The following is a 24,443-nucleotide window of genomic DNA, read 5'->3' as shown; positions in this document are numbered from 1 at the left end:
CGCGAAGAGGCCGTGTCAGTCGACATCAATGCTGAATGACACACCGCTTTCGCGAGCAAGCCCGCTCCCACAGGGGGAAATGGGGTTAGAGCCGATGACGGGGGATGCCGCTGCGGATTCGCAGGATATCGGCCAGAACGGCCAAAGCAATTTCCGCCGGTGTCTTGCTACCGAGGTTCAGACCAATCGGCGCATGAATCCGCGCCAACTCCACATCCCCCAACCCACCAATTCTGCGCAACCGCTCAAAGCGCTTCTGCGACGTTTGCATCGACCCCATCACACCGATATAAAACGCCTCGGTGCGCACGGCTTCCATCATCGCCAAATCATCAATTCGCGGGTCGTGAGTCAGCGCCACCACCGCCGTATCGCTGTGACAGCCGCCATCAGCGATAAACACCGACGGCAACTGACGCCGAATCTCGACGCCCTGCAGCACCACGCCTTCCAGCACTTCATCGCGAGGATCACAAAGGATCACCTCGAAGCCCAAACCCACGGCAAATTCCGCACACGCCTGGGCCACGCTGGAATACCCCGCCAGCAATAAGCGCTGAGCCGCGCCGATCCGCACGCGCACCCGGTCGATCTCGCGTTCGATGCGCACACCTTGCTCGCTGTCCGCGAACACACTGCGCGCGCCGCTGGCCAGATCGACCTCGCGGATCAACCGACGCTGCCCCAGCAACGCCGATTCCAGTTCCCGCAAATGCGCCTGAACCTCGCAATCCGGTTCAAGCTTCTCCACCAGCAGATCGAGCACGCCGCCACACGGCAGGCTCACTCGCGAACGCGGGTCGTCGCCTTCGCCGTATCGCACGACGCTGACGGCTTGCTCGAACAAACCTTCGGCGACGCGCTCAAGGAAATCCTCCTCAACGCAGCCACCGGACAGCGAACCGATCCACTGCCCATCCGCGTTTACCGCCAGCAGCGAGCCCGGCGCACGTGGCGCCGAGCCGTAGGTGGCGAGCACCGTGCACAACCACACACGCTGACCGGCTACCGACCATTCCAGTGACCGGCGCACCACTTGCAGATCGAGATGCTGCATGTCAGTGCGCCTTGTGCTCGGCCGGTGGTGCGTCCGCTTGCAGCTTCTGCACATCGCTGACCGCCAGCTCACTCGACTGGCCGCCCCAACCCTGACGCAGGTAGTTCAGCAGATCGGTCAGTTGCTCATGATTGAGTTTTTCGGCGAAGCCCGGCATCGGCTGCATGCGTTCGAACCCGGCGAATTTCTGTTCGCCGATGCCGTCCTCGATCACTCGCAACAGGTTGCGCGGATCTTCCAGGCGCAACGTGGTGTTGCCGCGCATGGCCACCGCGATGTGCGGCTTGCCCTCACCGTTCGGCGCGTGGCAACCGGCACACACGTTCAGGTAATCCTGACGACCGCGCTGGGCACTTGGGCTCATCTTGTCCAACGGGACTTCGGTCAGCACTTTGGCCGCAGGCGCTGGATCGCCCAGCAGGTACGTCGCCATTGCCGCCAGGTCAGGGTCGCTGAGGCCTTGGGTGCTGTTGTGGAACACCGGGAACATCTCGTTGAACATCGTGCCCTGGGCGCTCATGCCGTGCTTGAGGAACGTGCTCAGATCCTGTTGATTCCAGCCGCGCGCGGCCAGATCAGTGGCCAACAGGCTTGGCGCCAGGTAGCCGTTGAGCAAACCGCCAGTCAGGCGTTTGTCCATCTGCATCGCACCGGGCAAACCGCGCGGGGTGTGGCATTCGCCGCAGTGACCAAGCACTTCGACCATGTATTCGCCGCGCTTGAAGGCTTCGCTTTTGCCCTCGGTGGGCGCGAGTTTCACGTCCTTGCCGTAGAGCATGTTCCAGCCCATCAAACCCAGGCGCACGTTGAACGGAAAGCTCAGGCTGGTGACTGGTGCTGCGCGCTCAATCGGCTCGACGGTTTTCAGGTAGGCGTGAATCGCATCCGAATCTTCGCGCGGCATCAGGTGATACGAGGTGTACGGCATCGCCGGGTACAGGTTCGCGCCATCCCGGCGTTTGCCTTCGGTGAGCGCGGCGAAGAATTCGTCATCGGTATACCGACCGATGCCATGCTCTTTGCTCGGGGTGATGTTGGTGCCGTAGATCGTACCGAACGGCGAGACGATCGGCAGACCACCCGCATACGGCGCGCCGCCCGGTGCGGTGTGGCACGCCATGCAGTCAGCTGCGCGAGCGAGGTATTCGCCGCGCTTCACCTGATCATCTGCATGTGCCAGCAACACCGGCGCAGCCAGGCCGGCCGCCAACGCTAGGCGGGAAAGTAGTTGCTTCATGCTTAACCCTCCTTGACCAGGCCGAGATCGGTCAGCACGTTGCGCGTCGCGCTGTAGTACCGCACATAGCCGGTGCAGCGGCAGATGTGATGGCCGAGGCTGTCTTCGATGACTTTTTCCAACTGGCTTTTCACGATGGGCTGACGCTGGAGTTTTTCAACCAGCACCGTCGCGGCGTTGACGAAACCCGGTGCGCAATAGCTGCACTGGAAGGCGAATTCATCGACGAAACGTTGCTGGATCGGGTTCAGCTCAGTGACCTTGCCCTGCTCATCGCGGGTCGCATGGCCTTCGATGGTCCGCACTTTCTTGCCTTCGAAGTAATGCGCGCCGGTGATGCAGGTGCGCACTTCTTCACTGGTGCCGTCCGGGTTATCGACGATCACCACACAGGCGTGACAAATGCCCTGCCCGCAGCCGAGGCGCGAGCCGGTGAGGTTTTTGTATTCGTGCAGGTAATCGATCATCGGCAGGTCATCAGGGATGTCCACCGGGCCGACGGATTGACCGTTGAGGGTCAGTTGAAGCGGACGGTTAGCCATTGAGGGCCTCCTTGATGCGTGCGGAAGTGATAGGCAGGTCGCGGACCCGTTTGCCGATGGCGTGCGCCACGGCGTTACCGATGGCGCCGACCACCGGGATCATCACCACTTCGGCAATGCCCTTGGACGGATCGCTCGGCGACAGCGGCGGCAGGATCTCGGCGGTCTGGTTCCAGACGGCAACGTGCCGGGCCATCGGCAAGCGGTAACGGTTGAAGTTCCAGTCACCCTCCCCCGGCCCGCCTTCATACAACGGCATCTCTTCGAGCAGCGCATGGCCGATGCCCATGGCGATCCCGCCTTCGAGCTGGCCCTTGACCAGTTCTTCCACCAGTACGCGACCGCACTCGACCCACGAGTGATGGTTGAGCACTTGCACTTCAGCGGAGCCCTTGTTCACTTTCAATTCCACCAGCGTCGCGACCGGGCTGTAGTACGTCACCGCCGCGTTGTTCAACTGGGTGTCCGGGTAGTGCACGTTCTGGCGATCCAGCAAGTGGAAACCGGCGCTGGTCATCTGCGCTTTCTTCGCGTTCGGGGCACCGTCGCCGTACTTCACCGCCAAGCCGTCGAGAGGCAGACGCTCGCGTACGCCGTCGATGCTGAACTCGGCCTCGGCCCAGCTCCAGCGGTTGAAACCGTGCACGGTTGCGCCGGTCACCAGGCCTTTTTCGTGGGCGTGTTTCGCCAGTTGCTCAAAGCTCAGCGGCTGCATGCCGTTGGCGGTGAGTTTGCCGTCGACCCAATGCGCATCTTCGCGACGTACCACATACGGGTTGGCCTGGCCGCCGTAAGGGCCTTGGCCCCAGATCTGCAACGCCGCCGGCCACAAGCCGTGGTTGAACAGCACGCGGGACGCTTCGCGGGTGGCGTGGCTGAAGTAGTACGCGGAGTTCGTCGCCGACGAGGCCGAAGCGATTTTGCCGACCCAGCGCGGGTTGCGCAGGAAACCGTCCTGTTCGGCCTGGCTCATGATGTACGGGTTGCCGCCGGTGATCAGTTGCAACTCTTTCCATTCGGTTTCGCCGGTCTTCACTTCGGTGGCCGGGATGCCGATGAAATCCGCTACTACCAAGGCTTGGGACGTGGACATGCCGGTGCCGATTTCGATGCCGATGTGGCGCAGGGTCACGTGGCCTTCGGCGGTGAATTCGATGCTGGCCATCGGCGCTTCGGAACCGGTGCCGAAGTCTTTCTGGCAGATGGCGAAACCGACGCCGTACCAGTGATCCGGGTCGGCGGCTTCGCGCTGCAGCTTGATCAGGTCGCGACTTTTCCAGACTTCGTGGGCCGAGGCCTTGTCGAGAATTTCGTGCAGGCGCAAGGCTCCGGCCGGAACCGCGCCCTGGGTATTTTTCATGCCCGAGAGCATGGCGTTTTTCTTGCGCAAATCGATGGCGTCAATGCCGAGGCGACCGGCGATTTCATCGACCATCATCTCGGTCGATGCCATGCTTTGCAGGGTGCCGTAGCCGCGCATCGAGCCAGCTTCAACAGCGCGGGAATGGTAGGCCGTGACCTGCAAATCGTTCTGCGGCATGTAGTAGATCGACTGCGCCGCCGTGGCGCCAACCGCCGCTACTGAAGGGCTGTAGTTGATCCGTCCGCCACCGTCGACGCTCATCTCGGCGCGGAAAATCTTGAAGCTGTGATCGTTTTTGTCCACGGCCAATTGGTAGCGGATGTCGAACGGGTGACGCTTGATGCCGCTCTGGAATTGCTCGTAACGGTCGTTGGCCAGACGCACCGGCACACCGGCGCCGTACAACGCGGCCAATGCGGCGTAGTAGACGAAGATGTTGTGGTCTTTTGAGCCATAACCGACGGTGTAGCCAGGGTGCATATTCAGGTTGGCCAGGCCGAAACGCGACGGTGCGATCATCTTCGCGGTTTCGGTGGCGGCTTCCAGCGGGCACTGGGTGGCGACCACAAAATGCAGGGTTTTGGTCGCCGGGTCGTACCAGCCGTTGCCGTTGTCCGGCTCCATCGCGGCGGGTTCGATCGACGGGGTTTTGTAGCGCTCGTCGAACACCAGCCAGTTGTCCGGCGGCGAGTCGATTTGCTGCTTCATGCGGTCGGCGTAGAACAAGCCGCGCTCGGTCAGGTTGCCGTGCAGATCCGGCTGGGAATTCCACACCGGACGACGGTTTTTCAGCATCGGGAACAGGATCGAATCCTTGAGGCTGGCGAATTCGTCTTCGTCCGCCGAGGTCGCGCCGCCGACCCGCACGTAGCGAAAGCTGCCATACGGATCGCCTTCGTAGAACGGCACCTGAGCACCGTAACGAATCGCTTTGTCATTGAATTTGAGTTTGGCCTTGGCCTGGCGGAAGCGCTCGAAGTCGTTCCAGATCAGGATCGCCACCGGGTGGCCGATGAACATCGGCACCTTGCCTTCGGGCAGCAGCGGATCGGGCGCGTGCTCTTCCGGGAAGACAATGCCGTCCTTGTCGAGGTCGGCGGCGGTGACGATGCGGTCGGGCTGCAAGTCAGCGCCGAGCCATGCCAGGTCTACACCTGCGTAGATGCGGTCGGCCTTGGTGGTTTTCAGCAACATGGCGTGGCCCTGCTGCTGCGGCCAGCCCGGCATGTCCTTGGCGCGGATGTCGCGGGCAAAGACTTTGCTGCCGCAGACCTTGGACAAGGCATCGTTACGCGAGCGCGCCTTGCCGTTGTTGCCGAGCCATTGCTCGGACGGCACGGTCACGCTGTTTTCCATCAAGGCAGCCAGCGCCTGGGAGCTGAGCGGCGTGAGCGTCACGCTCACACCCGCCACCAGCCCGCCCTGAAGGAACGAGCGCCGGGAGATATCACGGTTGGACATGGATCATCCTCTGGGCGGTTATGGGTCCGCCCTTCTGGTTATGTTCTGGGGATCTCGAGTCTTGCAGAAGCGCTTTTGGACGAAGCAAAAGGCTGTATTTGACAGTGCAAAGCTGACCGAAAGGTTAACTTTATAGGTTTCTGCGCTTGCGGCAAACAACCGGTTACAAAAAAACTGACCAACGAATCAAAATATTGCTGCGTTGCGCGGCAATACATCGCTGGAATGCGGGTCCTGTGGGAGCGAGGCTTGCCCGCGAAGGCGTCCTCAAAGGCACCACCTGTAGAAGCAAGGCTTGCCCGCGATAGCGATCTCGACGACGCCTTCGCGGGCAAGCCTCGCTCCTACAGGTTTTACGTGAGCCGGGCAGCTCTAGCTACGTCGGGCTTCGAGTTTCTGGAGGAATTCTGTGCGGCGGCGTTGGTCGGCTTCTTCTTTAGCCAACAGGTCGGGCAGAAGCTCGGCAGCTCGCCCGGCATCGAGGATGTAGACGCCATCATCGTCACCAATGGCCAGATCCCCCGGATGCACCGTCACCTCGCCAACCTGAATCGGCTGATTGACCTCACCCTGAACGCCAATACCACGCGTGGTGTACGCACTGACGCCGCGACAAAACACCGGCAAGCCATGTCGGCGTAGCGCGCTGACATCGGTGACCGCGCCCGACACCACAACTCCGGCCAACCCTTTGATCAATCCGGCCAAGGTCCGCAATTCGCCCCAGCAGCCGCACTCTTGATCACCCACGCATTCGATCACCAGCACATCCCCCGGTTGACTCAGCAACAGCGCCTCACGCAAAACACTACCATCCGGCGGGAAGACTTTGCCCGTGACCACGTTGCCGACCATGCGAATGTCGTTGAACAGCGGCTTGATCCCGCGCAGGAAGCCGTGGTCGGAGAAATGGCCGATGGTGGACGATGGGATCGTCCGGTACTGGGCGATCAACTCTGGGCTGAGGTTTTGCTGGCGGGGATTGATCAGGTAACTCATCGGCATTTTTTCCCCGGACGCAGCAATGGGCAGGTCGAGCAATATTCAGCAGGCTCGGTGGCCAGGTAGTAGAAGCAACAAGTGCGGCGAAAACGAATACTGCGTTGCCCGTCGTCCACCAGCGTCGGCGGTCGGCGGAAATGGCTCAGCGGGTTGTAATCGAGGCCGAACAGCGCGGGTTCGGCTTGGGTCATCAGCCAGGTGAAATCCGCTTCACAGCGCTCACGTACTAAGGGGTCCTCGATTTTCGCCATGCGTTTTTCATACAGCGAGTACACGCGCACCGCAGTGTTTTCCCAAAGGATACGCCGGGAAACACCGGTGATGCGGTTGAAGGTTTGCCACAGCGGTTTCAGCAAGTCGGCGAACAGCGCTTGAACGATGGTTTCGCGCCAGGCTTCGCGTTCGCCCGCTTCATACGTCAGCGGAAAGGAATGGCTAATCGGCATAGACGACGTCCACAACCCGTCATCGTGGCCATACTCGACCACCGTGTTGTCCAGCGACATCAGCAAGCCTTTGTCGTACACCGACATCGCATACAAACACGCGCCGGTCGCCAGAAACGATAAACGCTTGCCCAGCAACGAGGCGGTAATCGCCCGAGTCGGCGAGCCGATCACCGGGCCCAACGCGTCCAGCAGTTGCACGCACACGTCCTCTTGCAACAAATCCCGAGCCATCAACGAACGCAGCGAATCACGTTCCGCGCTGTCCTTTAGCCGCAGCCCGCCGGACAACACCGCCCACTCCGACTCAGTGAAATGGCCAGCCAGATTCATTGCGGCAATTCCCGGCCAAACGGAATGCACAGCGGCGTGCCGAAGAACGGATCGGGAATGATCCGGCAGTTGAGGTCGAACACGGTTTTGACCAGCGCCTCGGTCAGCACTTCATCGGGCCGGCCCTGGGCGAATGCGGTCTGGTTGTGCACCGCGACCATGTGGTCGGCGTAGCGGCATGCGAGGTTGAGGTCGTGCAGCACCATGATGATGGTTTTGTTTTCGAGCCGGTTGAGATCGCGCAGCAGGTCCAGCACTTCGATCTGGTGCGCCAGGTCGAGGAACGTGGTCGGCTCGTCGAGCAGCACGATGCCAGTGTCCTGGGCCAGGGTCATGGCGATCCACGCGCGCTGGCGCTGACCACCGGATAACGCATCCACCGGCCGATCCGCTAGGGCCAACAGACTGGTTTGCGCCAGCGCGCGGTTGACCATGGCTTCATCTTCCGCCGACCACTGTTGCATCCAGCTCTGATACGGATAGCGCCCCAGCGCCACCAATTGCCGCACGGTGATGCCCTCCGGCGCGCTCGGGGTTTGCGGCAATATCGCCAACTCCCGAGCCACGGCGGCGGTGGATTTTTGCTGGATATCCACCCCATTGAGAATCACCGAGCCCTGCTGCGGTTTCAGCAGCCGGGCAAAGGATTTGAGCAAGGTGCTTTTGCCGCAGCCGTTGCTGCCGATCAATACCGAAATCTTGCCTTGGGGCAGTTGCATGTCCAGCGCGTCAATAATCACCTGGCGCTGATAACTCAGGGTCAGGCCGCGACTTGCAATCGACGTCATACGTTGAATTCCTTAATGACGTTGTTTAATCAACAGATAGAGAAAAAAGGGTGTGCCGAGCACGGCGACAAAAATCCCGGCGGGCAGATCCAGCGGCAAAAACAGCGTGCGCCCGGCCAGATCAGCCAGCACCACCAGGTTCGCGCCGACCAGCGCCGCCATCACCGCCTGACCGCCAAACCCCGGCGCTACCAGACGCTTGGCAATGTGCGGCGCAATCAACCCGACAAACGCAATCGCCCCGCCCCAGGCAATCGCCGCACCGGCCAACGCCACGCTGACCAGCAACAGACCGGCGCGCAGCCACTGCACGCGTACGCCGATGCCCATGGCGAGGCTGTCATCCAGTTGTTGCACCATCACCTGCCGCGCCAGAAAAACCAGCAGCGGACAAATGCCCAGCAACCACGAGCCCAGCGCCAGCGGTTCCGGCCAACTGGCACCGTACACGCTGCCGGTCAGCCAGACGTAGGCCGACAGGGTCGTGGTCAACGGACTGAACACCAGAATAAACGTGGTGGCAGCGGTCAACATCGCGGAGATGCCGACGCCGATCAACACCAGCCGCAGCGGTGAAGTCCCCTGCTTCCAGGCCAGCAAATAAATCGCCAATGCTGCCAGCCCCGCACCGAGCATCGCCGCCAGCGGCAGATACTGTTGGCCCAGCGCCACCGAGAAAAACGACAAATACAACACCGCCGCCGCACTCGCGCCGCTGGTAATTCCCAGCAGGTCCGGTGAGGCCAGCGGGTTGCGGATGATGCTTTGCAGGATCAGCCCGGACACCGACAACGCCGCGCCCACCAGCGCCGCCAGCAGCAGGCGCGGAAAGCGCAGTTGCTCGACGATAAACGTCAGGCTGGCGTCCTGGTTCGAGAACAATATGCGCAGCACTTCCAAGGGCGAGAGCATGACTTTGCCCAGGGACAGCGAGCCGAGCATGATCAATGCCGTGACAACCACGGCCGCCAACAAACGCCACAGCGTCGCGACATTGATCCGTCGGGAAAACCCGCTGCGACGCCAGGTCAGGACCTTATCCATAACGACCTCCACGGCGCGCCAACAGAATGAAAAACGGCGCGCCGAACAGTGCGGTCATCACGCCCACCGGCACCTCTTGCGGCAGGATCAACACCCGCGACAAGGTATCCGCCAGCAGCAACACAATCGCACCGAGCAGCGCACTCCCCGGCAGCAACCAGCGATGGTCAATCGACAAACCCTTGCGCACCATGTGCGGCACCAGCAACCCGATAAACCCGATGCTGCCGGCCAACGCCACCGCGCTTCCCGCCAGGCACACCACCAGCACGGCCATCAACAAGCGGATCAAACCCGTGCGCTGTCCGAGGCCAGTGGCAATTTCTTCGCCGGCGTTCAGCACATTGACCTGCCCCGCCAGCAACATCGAGCCGAACAAGCCGAGCACGCCACACAGCAACAACGGCGCGGCGACCGACAGGCTGCGTTCGGTCAACGAACCGGCGAGCCAGAACAGCACCGTGTCCAGTCCATCCTGATTGACCACCAGCAATGCCTGGCTGAACGCGGAAAACAACGCCGCCATCGCCGCACCCGCCAGCACGATACGCAACGGGCTGAGACTGCCCTGCCCCATGTTGCCGATCAGCCACACCAGACTGCCCGCCACCGCCGCGCCGATAAACGCGCACCACAGCCAGGCGTCCGGGGATGCCAGGGAAAACAACGAGGAACCGAGGATGATAAAAAACGTCGCGCCAGCGTTGATCCCGAACAGACCGGGGGACGCCAGCGGATTGCGGGTCAGCGCTTGCATCAACGCGCCGGCCACCGCGAGGCTCGCGCCGACGGCCATTGCCATCAAGGTCCGCGACAGGCGCGTAGTGGTGACCAGCACATGGCTGACGCTCAATGGATCGGGGTGCGCGAATGCTGCGAAAATCTGCGACAACGGAATCCAGGTCGCGCCGACCGCCAGGCTCAACACGCAGCTCAGCAACAACACAACGCCCGCACTCCACATCTTCAACGCATTGCTCATGAAGCTTTAACCAGACGGGCGACATCATCGAGCATCAGATTTGCGCCAAGCATGCCACCCGACAGACTCCACGCCACGCCATCAACCCGCCACACCTGGCCCTGTTGCGGCGCGCGCATTTGCTGCCACAGCGGATGCTGCACCAGGCTTTCATAATTTCGCTGAACTGCCGCTTTCTCCGCGCGCAAGAAGATGAAGAAAATATCGGCATTCACGACCGCCAGGCTTTCCTTGCTGGTGAGTTTGATCGACACCCCGCTCGCCGCCCGACTGGCTTCGCTCCAGTCGAAGCCCAACTCGGTGATCACGGAGCCTGGAAAACTTGCCGGCAGGTAGCTACGGATATGGTCTTCACGCACATCCAGAATCGACACCGTCGGCGGCCAGCGTCCGGCAAACTTCTGCTGCAATTGCAGGCGCAGTTGCGCCACCCGCTGTTGCCAATGGGCCAAGACCTCGTCCGCCTGTTGCTGGCGATGCAACGCCAGGCCCATCAGCGCCAGGGTCTTTTTGAACTCGAACACTTCCTCCAGCATCACCACCGGAGCGATCTGCTTGAGCAACGGGGCGATGCGTTCATGCCGAAAGCGCGAGGCGATGATCACGTCCGGTTTGAGCAGCGCGATGTCTTCAAGACTGGGCTGGGTCTCCAGCCCGACGTGGGGCACATCCTCCAGCGCCCAGCGCAGATAGTGATAGGTGGGTTTCTCGCTCCAGGAATCCACGATGCCGCACGGCGTAACGCCTAACGCCACGGCGCTGTCGGAGGCACCCTGAAACAAGGTGATCACCCGCAGCGGCGCGGCGTCGGTCTGCGCCCATGCGGGCATGGAAAACTTGACTGCAAGCACGCCCAACGACAGGCGCAACAGCGTACGCCTGGTGGGATGAGGTTGAAGGTCAGTCTTCACGATGCAACCGGTGGAACGGGTTCACCACCTGGCCTTTGCCAAACGGCATGCTGCCGGGGCCGCCCGCTCGCTCGATCATCGGCGTGAGCAGCAACTTCTGTGGCCAGTGCGGTGCTTCGAACAGTTGCTGTTTAATCATCGCCCGAGCTTCGGTGTCGAAGTCGATGGTGTCAACCAACTCGTTCAACACTTCGCCCATCGCCTTCCACAAATCGCGCTCCGGCAACGCGTAAACCAGCGCCAGAGTTTCGATGATCGAGCGGAAGTTGACCTGGATGCCGAGGGTCTGCAACCAGAACAGCAGGTCTTCAGGACGCTCGTGATACAGCGTGTTGGCGTGGCCCTTCTTCAAGCGGTACGCCGGATCGGCGAGGCCGTTGCGTTCCAGCCATGGCACGAAGATGCGCAGCGAATCGTGATCGCGCAGCAGCAAGCCCTGGGCATGACCGGCCTTCCACACCAGTACCGCGTTTTGCCCGTGGATCTCGCCGAGCATGCCGATGCGGAACATCCGCAGGTTGATGTCGAAGAAGCTGTGGCTCAATTCGCGGAACAACGTCATCACCGACGCGGCGTTGGCCGGCAGTTGACGGTAGGCCATCCAGTCATCGAAGAAGTGCTGATTGCTGCCGGGCAGCGGCGTGCCGAGGGCGGCCATCGGCACCAGTCGGGTGTCCCGATCTTCCAGCAGCGCCGGTGGATAACCACGGACCATGGCGGCCAAGTGACGCGGTGCTTCGTCGAACAACGTCGCGTCCGGCGGCATGAACGCCCACCACTTGGTTTCATCGCACAGGTGCAGTTTCTCTTGCAGGGTTTCGTCCTTGCCCAATGCCTGGCGCAGCAGCTTTTCACTCAAGCCGCCGTTGATCATTTTCACTGCTGGCAGGTAACGCGAGGCGCCGAGGGAATAGATCGCCATCGGCAACTTGAGGTAATCGGCGCTGTTGAAGCACGGGGTCATCGAACGCAAGGACGAGGTGGCGTAGAAATCACCGTCGTTGAAGTCCAGGCGTTGGCAATCACCCTTGGCGAAGGCGTCGCCGAGCTGCGTTTCCAGCACATGGTCGAACTGCCAAGGATGCACCGGCAGCGCGATATGACTCTCGTAAATGCCCCGTTGCTGCATCTCGTGTTGCAGGCCGGCGTGCAGCGCGAATGGCAGCAAGTGCTCGGCGGGGTTATCCAGCGCCAAGTCCGTCACGCCGTCGCCGCATTGCAGCAACGTGCGATCGATCGCGACCCAGTTCAGCGCCACCGGGCGGGCGAATTCTGCTTGATAGTGCTGATATTCCGCGTCGTTCAAACCCTGCTTGGCTTTGGCCAACGGGTGATAAGGACGATCACGCAACGAAGCCCACTGCTCCATGGTCAGGAAAAAGTCGGCGTTGCTCTTTTCCAGCAAGCGCTCGCTGTTGACCCGATGGGCCAGGGACAACTCGGTCTGGCGCACGCTGGTGCGCAGCACGTCGAGGAACAGCGCAAAGCCCTTTTCATTGTCCTGGTAACGGTCGGTCATCCCGGCCAGTACCTGGGTCATGAAGACTTCAGGAGACAGCTCGATCAGTTGGCCATTCTCGCGACCCAATACCGGCGTGCCCGGCACTTTCTCCCATTGCTGAGTGATGCCGGGGCGCAGGGCGACGAAGATTGAACCCTTCCATTCCCAGATGCGCTGCTCGGCACTCAACCCGCTGAACGGCTGGTCGGCGGCGGGCGCCACCAGGTTCAGCGGCTCGGTCCCGAAAAAATGTTCGGCCAGCAAACAATCGACCAGATCCTGCATCACCCTGTCGGCGGCCATTGTGGTGAAGTTCATCGGATTATTTTCCTTCTGCTGAAGTGGCGGCCAATTTGGCCTGGAGGGCACGAAAAGCGATGCCACGCTCGTCACCCAAAACAAAACTGTTTACGCCGCGAGCCAACCACCGTTCGTGGTCGCCCGGCTGGCGTGGAATCGCGCAGTACGGCACGCCGGTAGCACTGGCGGCTTGCCAACTGGCGAGTAGCGCTTGCTGCACATCGGGGCGGTCGATCTGCCACGGCGTCCCCATCGATTGCGATAAATCCGCCGCGCCTTCGAGGATCATGTCGAGGCCCGGCACCGCAGCAATTTCTGCCGCGCGCCGCACGCCTTCGGCGCTTTCGATCATCGCCACGATCATGATTTGTTCGTTGGCCAGACCGATGTATTCCGCCAGGCTGTGTTTGCCGAATGCACCGGGGCGCCCGGCGTTCAGGCTGCGATTGCCCTGCGGATGGTATTTGCAAGCACGGATGCTTTCGGCCAACGACTCGGGGCTTTCGATCATCGGCAACACGATGCCCTGGGCGCCGCCATCGAGCAGGCGCAGCATGGTTTTCGGATTAAGGTCCGCTACCCGCACCAGCGGCGTGAGCGCGTAGCTCTCGGCGGTGCGGATCATGTTCTCCACGGTTTGCGGGTTGATCAGCACGTGTTCCATGTCGATGATCACGAAATCGAAACCGGCTTCGGCAATCAACTCGATGGCCGCTGGCGCCGGAATCGAGCTGATCAGACCGTAGGCCGACTCCCCGTTAAGGAGTTTCTGCTTGAGCAGATTGGTCCTCAGCATGATTGCGGCCGGAACGCGTGCAGCGGGTTCGGCACCTTTTTGAAGCGACGTTCGCCATCGCCCAACAGGCGGCGCTTGGTCAGTTCTTCGACTTCGTAGAACGGCGCGAACACATCAAACGCGTCGTAGCGCGCACGGTGTTGCGGGTGATCAGCCTGGTAACCGGTGATCACCTCGGCGGTCATCTGCCAGAACTCGGTTTCGGCCAGTTGATAGTGCTGATGCAGGAAGATCGCCATCTCGGCCAGGGCGATGAAGAAGAACGAATCACAGGAGAAATCGCGCACCGCATCCAAATCATCAGTGAGGATGAACGAGTTGCGGTTGAGCTTGGCGTGGCTGGCCGGCAGCGGTACCAGGGTCGGGCTCAGCTCGGGGCGGCCGAGGTGTTGCGGCGAATAGCGCACGCCGTCGTGGAAGTCTTTCAGGGCAATCCGTTGCGGCCAGCCTTGCTTGACGATCAGGACGATGTTCTGCCCGTGGGATTCCATGCCGATGCCTTCGGCGTAGAGCATGTGAATGATCGGCGACACCGCGACTTGCAGCAGTTGGCGGGTCCAGGCGTGCAGGCCGTATTGCTTGATCCAGGCGTCGATAAACGGCGTCTGTTCACCGTCGCCATAACGGTTGTCCACGGAGCTCAGGCCGTTGAATGGCACCGCTTGTTCATCGTCCTCCAGGTACTGGTGAATGCTTTCGCGCCACAGGGTGCCCATGGTGCCGTAGGCCTGGGCCATGCGCGTAGCGGGCAGGTGATCGTAGTCAAAACTGACGCCAACCACTTCGCCGAGAATCACGAAGCCAAGGTCGCGGGCGGTGCTGTCGCTGCGGATCAACTGATGCAACCAGTCGGTGATAATCGGGCCGTTCATCACGGTGTGACGGGCCAGGATGCGCGTGCTGGAGGTGTTGGTCATGCTCAGCGCGAGCTTGACGTAAGGCCGCTGTTTGTCCGTAACGTTGGCCAGGGTGCGGATCGATTGCTGTGCTTTATAACGATCATCCGTGGTGCCGAGATAGATCAGCTCACCGCTGACCAGTTCCGGGTAGAACACCGGAACAACAACGTTTTCCCACTGCCACGGGTGCACCGGCATCAGCCAGTGATCGCCCATCGACTTGCCTTGATCGGAGAGGCTTTCTGCGAGTTCCTGCCAGCGCTGAAGGCCGAATTCCTGCTGGATGAAATCGTCGTAGTTCAGGTGTCGGGAGATGTTCATCGCCCCGCAGGTTTTCGCCACCGCCAACCAGACAATGGCGACTGGCGTGGCGAACTCTGGCCCGTAATTGGCGTTGTCTTTCAGCGAAAAACCGATGCGTGATTTGTAGCAAGGGTGATAGCTGTGGGCATCCATGAAGTGCTGTTCCAGCGCATCGACGTCCAGTTGATACGGTGGCTTTGCAGCCTGATAACCCTGGCTGCGCGATTGCAGGTCCTTGAGCAGGGTTTGTTCCAGTTCATGGGTGAAGCGTGGCAGGTGCGGACTGTCCTGAAGCTCGCTCAACAGTTCGGCCAGCGCCTGATGCAGGCGCGGCTGACTGTGCTTGCCCTGGGCATCGATGCGCTCAAGGCTGGAGTAGTCGAGGCGGATCAGTTCGAAACTGGCGCTGAGCAAACCGGTGCAGTGGTATTCCACCGGTTTTTGCAGGGCGTCGACGCCGCTGACGACAAACCGGTATTGGCTACCAGCCAGAGGTGAATGTTGGTACGGCAGCACGTTTTCATACAGCAGGGTTTGCAGCAGTTGGCCGACCACCCGCTGTTCCACTTGTTGATAGCGCTGTGTGTCAGCGGTCGCCAGCCAGACGCCTGGAACCTGAGGTGTTGCCTGAGATGAGGTCGCCATTGTCATACCTTGTCGATTAAAGAATTAACGCTGTTCGAGGGCCGAAGGCAGTGCCTCGGCCGGCTCGTCGGATGCGTGGACGGGAAAACGCCAGGCGCAGGGCAGCGCCAGCAAAACCAGGATGCCGGTGGCCATGAACACTTCACTGATTGCCCCCGGCGTAGCGGCGGAATCAACCCCGGTGCCAAGTCGAAACTCGAGCCAGAGCGAAGCGATGACGATGGCCAGCGACGACACGAGGCGCCGCGAAATGTTGTTCATCGCCGCGCCCTGGGTAACCATTGGTTCGGGCAGCGCATTGAGCCCGGCGGTGGTAATCGGGATGTACGACAGGCCGAGCCCGGCGCCGCGCACCATCATCAGGAAAAACACCACGCCGATGGAGGAGCCGGCACCGAGCAGGCCCAGGCCCAGCGTCGCGGCGCCGGTCAGCAGCAGGCCCCAGAGCACCACGCCCCGAGGTCCGTGCCGATCCAGCCAGCGACCGCCGAGATGCCCGAACAGACTGGCAAACGCCGCAGTGCACAGCAGCGACAGACCGGTCCAGATCGCGCTGTAGCCCATCACCACTTGCACCAGCAGCGGCAGCAACACCAGGCACTCGAACATGCCGACCGACTGCACCACCGCGATGATCACGCTCAAGCGATAACCGCGCAGGGCGAAGATCCGCAGATTGAGCAACGGTGAGGTGCGGTTCAGTTCCAGGCGCACAAAGGCGACCAGACACAGGATCGCCGCCAGCAACATGCCGAGGTTGAGCGGATCGGTCAGGGCTTCGGCGTGACGCAAACGCCCCACCGCGACCATCAGCAGGCCAATGCCCGTTGCGATCAACAGATAACCCGCCAGGTCGAACGGTTTGCGCTCGGACGCTTCGGACGCTGGCAGCACGGCCACGCCGAGAATCAGCGCCACCAAGCCAATCGGCACATTCATCAGGAACAGCGAACGCCAACTAAACCACTCCAGCATCAGGCTGCCGCACAACGGCCCCAACGCTGGCGCCAGCATCACCGCCGCGCCCCACATCCCCGTGACCCGGCCCCGCTCGCCCTTGGCGTACACCGAAAAAATGATCGCCAACGACAGCGGAATCATCAGCCCGCTGGCAATGCCCTGCACCACTCGCGCGGTGATCACCAGCGCGATGGAGTTGGCCAGCGCGCCCATCAGCGAGCCGCAGACAAACAGCGCCACGCCCCATAAATAGAGACGCTTGCGCCCTACCCGCTGGCTGAGAAAACTGGTGAGCGGCATGGTCATGCCCATGCTCACCATGAATGCCGCGACGATCCACGTGGCCAGCAGCGGCCCGATCTCGAAGGCAGTCATGAACGCCGGCAATGCCGGGTTAAGCGAGCTGTTGTTGAGGCTGACGGTCAACGTGCCCAACAGCACATTGACCACCACCAGCCAGCGCGGAGCGGCGACCGTCAAACCCAAGATGCGCCTCCTGCGTCTTGCACGAACAGCTGTGGCGGTCGCGGATGACAGAGGAAATCGGCGTGGGAAATGTTGTAGCCGTAGGCACCGGCCAGCGGCAGCACCAGCATGTCGCCGACTTCGACACCGGTCAGCGGGCAATCGCGGCTCAGCACGTCCTTGGGCGTGCAGAGCTGCCCGACCACGGTCCACTTCTGCTGCACTGCACCGGAAGTTGCGGGATGCGGTGGCAGATGAATCACCGGGTGATCGTGCCCCTGCGCCACCGGCAGGCGGAAATGGTGAGTGCCGCCGCGACAGACCAGGAAGTGCTTGCCGTGACTGGTTTTGCTGTCCAGCACTTCGATCGCGTAGTAGCCGCAATACGCGCTGATGAAACGACCGGGCTCAAAGCGCACGATCGGCGCATCGGCACACGCCGCCAGGGACTCGCCCAGGTGCGCGCACAAGCGCTGCCAATCGAATTGCTGCGGGCCGAGGTAATTCACACCGATGCCGCCGCCGACATTGAGATGAGTGATGGTCGCCGGATTCGCCGACAACGCCTTCCATTGCGGCCAGCGTTCCAGGTACAGGTCCAGCAGTTGCTCGTGACGTTCCACCAGCGACTGATGGGACATCGCATGCACATGGAAACCCTTGAGCCGCAGGTGACTGGCGTTATCGACCCAGCTCACCGCTTGGGCCAGTTCCGACTCGTCAATCCCGAACGGCGTGGCGGTGCCGGCCATCGCCAGTTTGCTCGACAGTGGCGACGGCAGTTCCGGGTTGATCCGCAGCAACACGTCCTGCACCCGCCCCGCTTCCAGCGCCAGCCGTTGCAGACGCACGATTTCATTCAGGCTTTCGATGTGAATCGCTTCGACCTGATGTTGCAGCGCTGAACGCAGGTCGGAATCGAGTTTGCCGGGGCCGGAGAAGATGAATGGCTTGGGCGTCGGGCAGGTCTGGAGCCGGTCGATTTCGCCGCCGGAGGAAATCTCGAAGCCGTGCACCAACGGCGCCACGGTGGCGAGGATTTGCGGTTCGCTGTTGGCCTTGATCGCGTAGTAAAGCTCCACGCCTTTGGGCAGTGCCGCCATCACTTGAGTGACGTGCTGTTTCAGCGCATCCAGGTCGTAGATGAACAGCGCCAGCGGGTCTTCGTTTTGGATGCGGGCTTCGTCGATGGCGGCCAGCACCGTTGCGGGCAGCTTATCCATGCCGGGTCTCCTTGCCCCACGGGGACTCCAGGGTGACGTAGCCGGCCTGACGATCAGCCTTGGCCGCCAGACGCACTTTCAGGTTGGTCTTGCAGGCAATCGGCTGACCGTCGATCAGCGCATCCAGCTCCGGTGCCGCGCGAGTCAGTTCGGCGCGGATGCTGATCAGTTGCTGCTCGACCCGTTGCCACATCAGCGGCGCCAGGTGCGGACGCTCCCAACTCAGGGCCAGCACGGCCTCGGACAAGTTGTTGACGAACAGGCAATAGACGATGCGGTTCCAGCCTTGTGCGCGGGTATAGAGCAACGACTCACGCACCCGCGGATGTACGTCGGCGTCGATCCGCGAGGCACCGAGTTCTTCGGTCAGTTTCACCCCTTCGAAATCCCGCAGCAGCAGGCGTTGCGGGCGACCGTTATCATGTACCAACACGCTGTTTTGCAGGTGCGGTTCCATGACGATGCCGTGGTTGAAGAACAGCGCCAGCACCGGTCGCAGCAGCAGCGCCTGGTAATCATCGAACCAGCTCAGCAACTGTTGATCGTCGATGTCGTGGCCGTTGAAGCGGCTCAGGAACTCATGCACCAACGGCCGCAGATGCAGGCCGCGAGCGAACAGCGTGCCGGCCATGATGCTGCAGTCGGTGCCGCTGTCGAGGCAGAAGTTCTCGCGCAGGATTGCTCCGGTCTGTTCGCGGAACCAATGGCTGTCGGCTTCGCTGGCTCTGTGCGGCGCCCAGCTCAACAGGCCCGGTTCGGCCACCACCGACAAGCCGCCGAGGGTTTCGGGTTGGGTCAGTTGCAGGTTGCGGAAAATGCGGTCGATCATCAGCGCGCTTTCCAGTTCGTACCAGGCGTTTTTCCGGACGCAATTGGTGATGCGCACGTTCAGCGAGCCCTTGATAAAGAACTCATGACCTTCGATGTACCAGGTGCGGATCGAGGCCGTGGGATTGGCCATCAGGCCCGTGGCGCCGAGATCGACAATCGCTTTGGACTTGAGCAATTGCTGCACCCGGCCGTCCTGCATGAACAACTGCGCCTGGACCGGGTGCATGCAGATGACTGCGTGCCCTGGTCGCGCCTGTGACTGATCGGCAAAACCGGCCAACACTTGCGCTTTGCTCAGGCCGTTGGCGCCGACGCTCAAGCCTTCCAGCGGCACTTCGAACAGGTGCAACGCCGTGCGCGCCTGGAATTCCGGAGCGTAGGTTTCCTGGGCCAGATGCGCTGGCCACAGTCGCGCTTTAGGTGCCGGGTGGTTCGGGTGACCAAACCACAAGCCTTGCTCACTGGCCAGGTAACCGCTGAGCGGGTCCGAGTCCTTCGGCGTGTTGTGGCCGACGATGGCGGCGGTCAGCAACTGGCTTTGCAGCACCTGATCCAGCAGTTCATCGTTGCTGGCGCGAGTCATGTGTTCGCACGCCGTGAGCAACTGCTCGACGAACTCGGCAAACCCCAGGCACGACCAGTCGCCCTCGCCGCGCCGGGCATAAACGTCCGACAGGTAACGGTGACTGCCGAGACCGTCACGGCGGTCCACCATCACAAAGAATTGCTGCTGGTTGGGCAGCTTGATGGTCAGGGGAATGCCCTTCCATTCCAGGCCTTCGAGGTAACTGCCCGGAGCGATACCTTGCATCTGCGTCGGCCAACTGTAACTGAGGCAGTTTTCCGGCAAGGCAAACTCTTTGATCAAGCAATTAAGCAACGCGCACGTCGTTGCCAATTCACTGACCATATTCGGTAACACATTGCGATTTGGATGATTCATGGGTGCTCCACAGTAGCCCGTGAGGTCACTGAATACGTCTCGCGAAAAAATTAGTTGCTGATCGACTGATTTAACGGCCGAAGAAACTCCACATAACGACATGACTTCGTTGAGCCTTTTAAATAATCAATGGCCTCTGCACCAACACCCTAAAACTGAAACAAGGCGATTGGCTTACGCAACTTCGATGGATTAACTCAAGGGCGCAATTGCAATAAAGCAGCGGCCACGGCGTTATCAAAACGCTGGATCACTTGTTGGCATTGTTCATCGTCGATAATCAACGGTGGCAACAAACGGATAACATTGCCCTTGCGGCCGCCGCGTTCCAGCAACAAGCCTTGTTTGAAACACTGTTGCTGGATGGCCACGGCCAGCGCCGGGTCCATCGGGAAATGCCCGTGGCGATCAGCCGGTTGGCGTTCGTCGACAATCTCGATGCCCAGCATCAAGCCGCGACCGCGCACCTGGCCCAGCGCCGGATAGTGCTTCTGCAACCCGATCAACCGATCCTTGAGCCACTGGCCACGGCGCTCGGCGTGGGCTGCGAGGTGTTGTTGTTGCAGCACCTGCATCGTGGCCAGCCCGGCGGCCATGGCCATCTGGTTACCGCGGAAAGTACCGGCGTGGTTGCCCGGCTCCCAGGCGTCGAACTCGCGACGGATGCCTAGCACTGCCATGGGCAAACCACCGCCGAGGGCTTTGGACATGACGATCAGGTCCGGCTCGATTTCGGCGTGCTCAAAGGCAAACATCTTGCCGGTGCGACCAAAACCGGTCTGCACTTCGTCGAGGATCAGCAGGATGCCGTGCTTGCGGGTCACCTCGCGGATCGCCCGCAGCCAGCTGACCGGGGCGCAATTGACCCCGCCCTCGCCCTGCACCGCTTCGAGAATTACCGCCGCTGGCAGCGACACGCCGCTTTCGACGTCTTCAATGAACTGGGTGAAATAGTGGGTCAGAGCCTCGACCCCAGCCTCACCGCCAATGCCCAGCGGGCAGCGGTATTCGTGGGGGAACGGCATGAACTGCACCCCCGGCATCAGGCTCGCTATCGCGTTTTTCGGCGCGGTGTTACCGGTCAGGGCCAGGGCGCCGTGGGTCATGCCGTGGTAGGCCCCGGAAAAACTGATGATGTTGTTGCGCCCGGTGTAGGTCTTGGCCAGTTTCAGCGCCGCTTCCACTGCATCCGCCCCGGACGGCCCGCAAAATTGCAGGCAGTAATCGCGACCCTGGCCCGGCAACAGGCTGAGCAGCGTCTCGCAGAACGCATCCTTGACCGGTGTCGTCAGGTCCAGCGTGTGCATCGGCAAGCCAGACGTGAGGAAGCTGTCGAGGCAGGCCATGACCGCCGGGTGATTGTGCCCCAGGGCCAACGTACCAGCGCCGGCCAGGCAGTCGAGATAAGTATTGCCCTCGACGTCAGTTACCCAGACTCCGTGCGCCTTGGCGATTGCCAGTGGCAATTTACGCGGATAGCTGCGTACATTTGATTCGAACTTGCTTTGTCGAGCCAGATAGTCGGCATTGGTTTTTTGCAATGGATTAGAGTGCAATAAGCCATCATTCAACATCGGTTTATCCTCGATAAGTTTCGATATGCAAACTATTCCCATTTAGAAATGGACGCAACTACTGGCCCTGACTTTTTTGGAATATTTACATAACTTGATATCCAGCTATTAAAACTTTTCGCGCACACAACCTCACAAGTTATGAAAACCTGAGAGTCGATCATCAGTGCCATTATCCGGCCATGTTCTTGTTATAAATCTGACAACTTTGTTATTACCCTGGAGCAGGCACTAACTTATAAAAATGTATCGATAGTTTCTCAAGTCAGGGTGAGCATGGTTTCTTCCTCTAAAGGAAATAGCTGACTGCGGCGCCCCTCCCTGTGGCGCAGCGCACGTTTGAATGGATTTAGAAGTCGACGGTCGCCGACAGGAGGTAGGTTCGTGGGGTCGACAGCGTCAATCCAGGCTCGCTGTCATCCGAGGCACCGGCCGAACTCCAGTAGCGCTTGTCCGCTACGTTCTCGACGTTGGCACGCAAGGTGATGTTCTTTTCGTCGACCTTGAAGGCGTAGCGAGCGCCGACGTCCATACGCGTCCAGGAATCGATTTCCTTGACGTTGGACTGGTCCAGGTACTGCGAACTGGAATAGATGGCGCGGCTGGTCAGGGTCAAGCCTTCCACGGAGCGCACGTCATATTCGGCGCCAACGTTGACGTTGTATTTCGGCGTCGCAGGCGCGCGATTGCCGTCGAAGGTGCCATTGGTGGTGTTTTTCAACTCGCTGTCGATGTACATGACGCCGCCGAGCAGGCGGACGCCTTTGAGCGGTTCACCGAACATGCTCACTTCCACGCCGGTGTTTTCGCGCTTGCCGTTCGGGCCGAAGACGCGCGTCTGGGCGTTGGTCTCATAGGCCGGCTGCTTGATGCGGAATACTGCGGCGGTGACGGCGAACGGGCCCGCGTCATACTTGGCACCGACCTCAACCGAACGGCTGATGAACGGCGGGAAGATTTCGTCTTCGTTCACCGAAGTCGACGGCGCGATCTTGCCCTGGCTCAGGCCTTCCATGTAGTTGGCGTACAACGACAGCTTGTCGGTGGCCTTGAACAGAATGCCGCCCGACGGTGAAACTTTTTCCTCGTCGTAGGCCGTGTCGCCCTTGATATTGTCCGACCAGTCGTCAACCTTCACGCGCTGCCAGCGGGCACCGAGTGTCAGCAGTACACGGTCATCGAAAAAGCCCAGAGTGTCGGACAACGCCACGCCGCTGAAGCGGTTCTCGGTGTAGACCTTGGGATCCTGTCGCGTGGGTCGGACCGGCGTCGGCGTTTCCACCGGGTCATAGAGGTTGCTGGGGGACGCGGCATAACGGGCGCCGCCGTTTTCAAAGTCCATGTAGAAGTAGCTGGCTGCCAGGTTGACTTCATGGCTTACCGGACCGGTGTGGAACCAGTTGCGCACACCGAAATTGGCCGTGCGGACATTTTCGTCACGGGTGAAGTCGCGCGGTTGAACGCTGAAATCACCAGCGTTGTTGGTGATGGAAACGGCATGCCGGAGGAAGTCATGATTACTTTTCCGCGCGCCCACGCCACCGTAGAGCATCACGGAATCACTGACATCGAATTCACCATTCACCGTGCCGAAGGTGTCCTTGGTCCGCGCTTTGCTCCACGGCTGCGCATAGTTGCTGCGGACTTCGCTGGCGTGCGGAACCTGTGCGTTCGCACCGACGATCACACGCTCTTGCGGCGCATCGGTATCACGCTCGGTGTGCCCGACGTCGGTCGAGAGGCGCAGGCGCTCACCGCGAAAATCCAGGCCCAGCACGAACATGTCGCGGTCGACGCTCTGGTGATCCCATTCGGTATCACCGGATTGCTTCACGCCGTTGAAGCGCAAACCGAACTTGTCATCCTCACCAAAGCGCCGACCGATATCCACGGCGCCGCCGATCTGGTTGTTGGACGCGTAATTGGTGGTGAACGAGGTGATTGGCTTGTCGGTGGCGCGCTTGGGCACCACGTTGATTCCGCCACCGACGCTGCCCCGGGGCGAGATGCCGTTGATTAGCTGGCTCGGGCCTTTGAGGATGTCGACGCGGTCGGCCATCTCCATGTCGATCGTGTAGGTCGGCAGCACACCGTAGAGGCCGTTGTAGGAAACATCGCTGTTGAACAGGCTGAGACCGCGAATGGTGAACTGTTCATAACGTCCGCCCGCCGGGTTGGTCGCACGAACGGACGGATCGCTGGCAACCAGATCGCCCAAGGTCCGCGCCTGTTGGTTCTTGACCGCCTCACTGGTGTAGGTGGTCATGCTGAACGGCGTTTCCATGAAGTCTTTTGAGCCCAGCAAGCCTTGCGAGCCTTTGCGCGCGACCTGGCCACCGGCATACACCTCGCCGTCCGATCCGCCTGTGGCACCGAGAATCGAAGTCGGCGCCAGTTGCAGGCTGCCGCCTTCCGGCGCCGGGGTCAGGATGTAGGCCTGTTCGCCTACCGGCTGCAGTTGCAGACCTGAACCCTGCAACAACCGGGCAAAGCCCTCCTCGACGGCGAAGTCACCGGAAAGACCCGGGCTGTTACGCCCGCTGACGAGTGCCGGGTCCACCGACAGATTGACCCCGGCAAGCCCTGCGAAACGGGTCAACGCGGCACTGAGGCTGCCGGCCGGCACCTGATAACTGCGTTTAGACGCATCGGCGGCCCAACCGGAAGTGATGAACAACGGGCAGGCACTCAGGCTCAACAACAGACTCAAGTGCAACAACGGGCGCAGCCTGGATGGAGCCAGACGCGTACTGCAAGGCATCACTGCGGGCATTGAGAATCTCTCTGATTTCGTTTCACTTGCCTTGAATGACAAGCGACGCGAAAAAAGGGGACAC

The 24,443-nt window shown here is 61.0% G+C and carries 18 protein-coding genes; all 18 read right to left on the bottom strand.

Annotation, left to right across the window (positions count from 1 at the left end):
• Nucleotides 1-85: 85 nt before the first annotated feature.
• The 18 genes from LOY68_RS10800 to LOY68_RS10715 all read right to left on the bottom strand — a co-directional run bounded on the left by LOY68_RS10800 (nucleotide 86) and on the right by LOY68_RS10715 (nucleotide 24,379).
• Nucleotides 86-1,057, bottom strand: a complete 972-nt coding sequence (locus LOY68_RS10800) for an XdhC family protein (RefSeq protein WP_265044497.1) — start codon at nucleotides 1,055-1,057, stop codon at nucleotides 86-88.
• A 1-nt stretch (nucleotide 1,058) separates the two neighbouring features.
• On the bottom strand, nucleotides 1,059-2,294 hold the full coding sequence (locus LOY68_RS10795; RefSeq protein ID WP_265044495.1) for a c-type cytochrome: 1,236 nt from the start codon (nucleotides 2,292-2,294) through the stop codon (nucleotides 1,059-1,061).
• Nucleotides 2,295-2,296: 2 nt separating this feature from the next.
• Nucleotides 2,297-2,836 (bottom strand): (2Fe-2S)-binding protein, encoded by a 540-nt coding sequence (locus LOY68_RS10790; protein WP_007982256.1) that lies wholly within the window; start codon nucleotides 2,834-2,836, stop codon nucleotides 2,297-2,299.
• Nucleotides 2,829-5,660 (bottom strand): xanthine dehydrogenase family protein molybdopterin-binding subunit, encoded by a 2,832-nt coding sequence (locus tag LOY68_RS10785; protein ID WP_054615491.1) that lies wholly within the window; start codon nucleotides 5,658-5,660, stop codon nucleotides 2,829-2,831. The genes LOY68_RS10790 and LOY68_RS10785 overlap by 8 nt, the downstream gene beginning before the upstream one ends.
• Before the next feature lie 372 nt (nucleotides 5,661-6,032).
• Nucleotides 6,033-6,665, bottom strand: a complete 633-nt coding sequence (locus LOY68_RS10780; protein WP_265044484.1) for an RraA family protein — start codon at nucleotides 6,663-6,665, stop codon at nucleotides 6,033-6,035.
• The gene (locus LOY68_RS10775; RefSeq protein WP_265044482.1) at nucleotides 6,656-7,441 is read right to left on the bottom strand and encodes an IucA/IucC family C-terminal-domain containing protein; all 786 of its coding nucleotides are present in this window, start codon (nucleotides 7,439-7,441) and stop codon (nucleotides 6,656-6,658) included. Before LOY68_RS10775 ends, LOY68_RS10780 begins: the two co-directional genes overlap by 10 nt.
• Nucleotides 7,438-8,229: an ABC transporter ATP-binding protein gene (locus LOY68_RS10770; RefSeq protein WP_054615494.1), complete on the bottom strand. Its 792-nt coding sequence runs from the start codon at nucleotides 8,227-8,229 to the stop codon at nucleotides 7,438-7,440. The genes LOY68_RS10775 and LOY68_RS10770 overlap by 4 nt, the downstream gene beginning before the upstream one ends.
• A 12-nt stretch (nucleotides 8,230-8,241) precedes the next feature.
• The gene (locus tag LOY68_RS10765; protein WP_265044479.1) at nucleotides 8,242-9,273 is read right to left on the bottom strand and encodes a FecCD family ABC transporter permease; all 1,032 of its coding nucleotides are present in this window, start codon (nucleotides 9,271-9,273) and stop codon (nucleotides 8,242-8,244) included.
• The gene (locus LOY68_RS10760; RefSeq protein ID WP_265044477.1) at nucleotides 9,266-10,255 is read right to left on the bottom strand and encodes a FecCD family ABC transporter permease; all 990 of its coding nucleotides are present in this window, start codon (nucleotides 10,253-10,255) and stop codon (nucleotides 9,266-9,268) included. Before LOY68_RS10760 ends, LOY68_RS10765 begins: the two co-directional genes overlap by 8 nt.
• Nucleotides 10,252-11,166, bottom strand: a complete 915-nt coding sequence (locus LOY68_RS10755; RefSeq protein ID WP_265044475.1) for an ABC transporter substrate-binding protein — start codon at nucleotides 11,164-11,166, stop codon at nucleotides 10,252-10,254. The genes LOY68_RS10760 and LOY68_RS10755 overlap by 4 nt, the downstream gene beginning before the upstream one ends.
• Complete coding sequence (locus tag LOY68_RS10750) at nucleotides 11,156-12,985, bottom strand: IucA/IucC family protein (RefSeq protein WP_265044474.1); 1,830 nt, start codon at nucleotides 12,983-12,985, stop codon at nucleotides 11,156-11,158. Before LOY68_RS10750 ends, LOY68_RS10755 begins: the two co-directional genes overlap by 11 nt.
• Before the next feature lie 4 nt (nucleotides 12,986-12,989).
• A complete protein-coding gene (locus tag LOY68_RS10745; RefSeq protein WP_265044472.1) occupies nucleotides 12,990-13,763 on the bottom strand; it encodes an HpcH/HpaI aldolase family protein in 774 nt (257 codons plus the stop codon).
• Nucleotides 13,757-15,616: an IucA/IucC family protein gene (locus LOY68_RS10740; RefSeq protein ID WP_413787174.1), complete on the bottom strand. Its 1,860-nt coding sequence runs from the start codon at nucleotides 15,614-15,616 to the stop codon at nucleotides 13,757-13,759. Before LOY68_RS10740 ends, LOY68_RS10745 begins: the two co-directional genes overlap by 7 nt.
• 18 nt (nucleotides 15,617-15,634) lie before the next feature.
• Nucleotides 15,635-17,050 carry a DHA2 family efflux MFS transporter permease subunit gene (locus LOY68_RS10735; RefSeq protein ID WP_265045761.1) on the bottom strand — a complete coding sequence of 472 codons (1,416 nt, stop codon included), beginning with the start codon at nucleotides 17,048-17,050 and terminating at the stop codon, nucleotides 15,635-15,637.
• Nucleotides 17,047-18,258, bottom strand: a complete 1,212-nt coding sequence (locus LOY68_RS10730; RefSeq protein WP_265044468.1) for a type III PLP-dependent enzyme — start codon at nucleotides 18,256-18,258, stop codon at nucleotides 17,047-17,049. The genes LOY68_RS10735 and LOY68_RS10730 overlap by 4 nt, the downstream gene beginning before the upstream one ends.
• Nucleotides 18,251-20,032, bottom strand: a complete 1,782-nt coding sequence (locus tag LOY68_RS10725; RefSeq protein WP_265044467.1) for an IucA/IucC family protein — start codon at nucleotides 20,030-20,032, stop codon at nucleotides 18,251-18,253. Before LOY68_RS10725 ends, LOY68_RS10730 begins: the two co-directional genes overlap by 8 nt.
• Nucleotides 20,033-20,229: 197 nt before the next feature.
• Entirely contained in the window at nucleotides 20,230-21,606 is a 1,377-nt protein-coding gene (locus tag LOY68_RS10720) for a diaminobutyrate--2-oxoglutarate transaminase (protein ID WP_265044465.1), read from the bottom strand.
• 349 nt (nucleotides 21,607-21,955) lie between these two features.
• The gene (locus LOY68_RS10715) at nucleotides 21,956-24,379 is read right to left on the bottom strand and encodes a TonB-dependent receptor (RefSeq protein WP_265044464.1); all 2,424 of its coding nucleotides are present in this window, start codon (nucleotides 24,377-24,379) and stop codon (nucleotides 21,956-21,958) included.
• Between the last annotated feature and the right edge of the window lie 64 nt (nucleotides 24,380-24,443).

Origin of the sequence: Pseudomonas sp. B21-053 (genome assembly GCF_026016365.1) — a bacterium.
Taxonomy (GTDB): domain Bacteria; phylum Pseudomonadota; class Gammaproteobacteria; order Pseudomonadales; family Pseudomonadaceae; genus Aquipseudomonas; species Aquipseudomonas nunensis.
The sequence above is the reverse complement of the archived record's forward strand: the minus strand, read 5'-3'. Positions and strand labels throughout refer to the sequence as shown.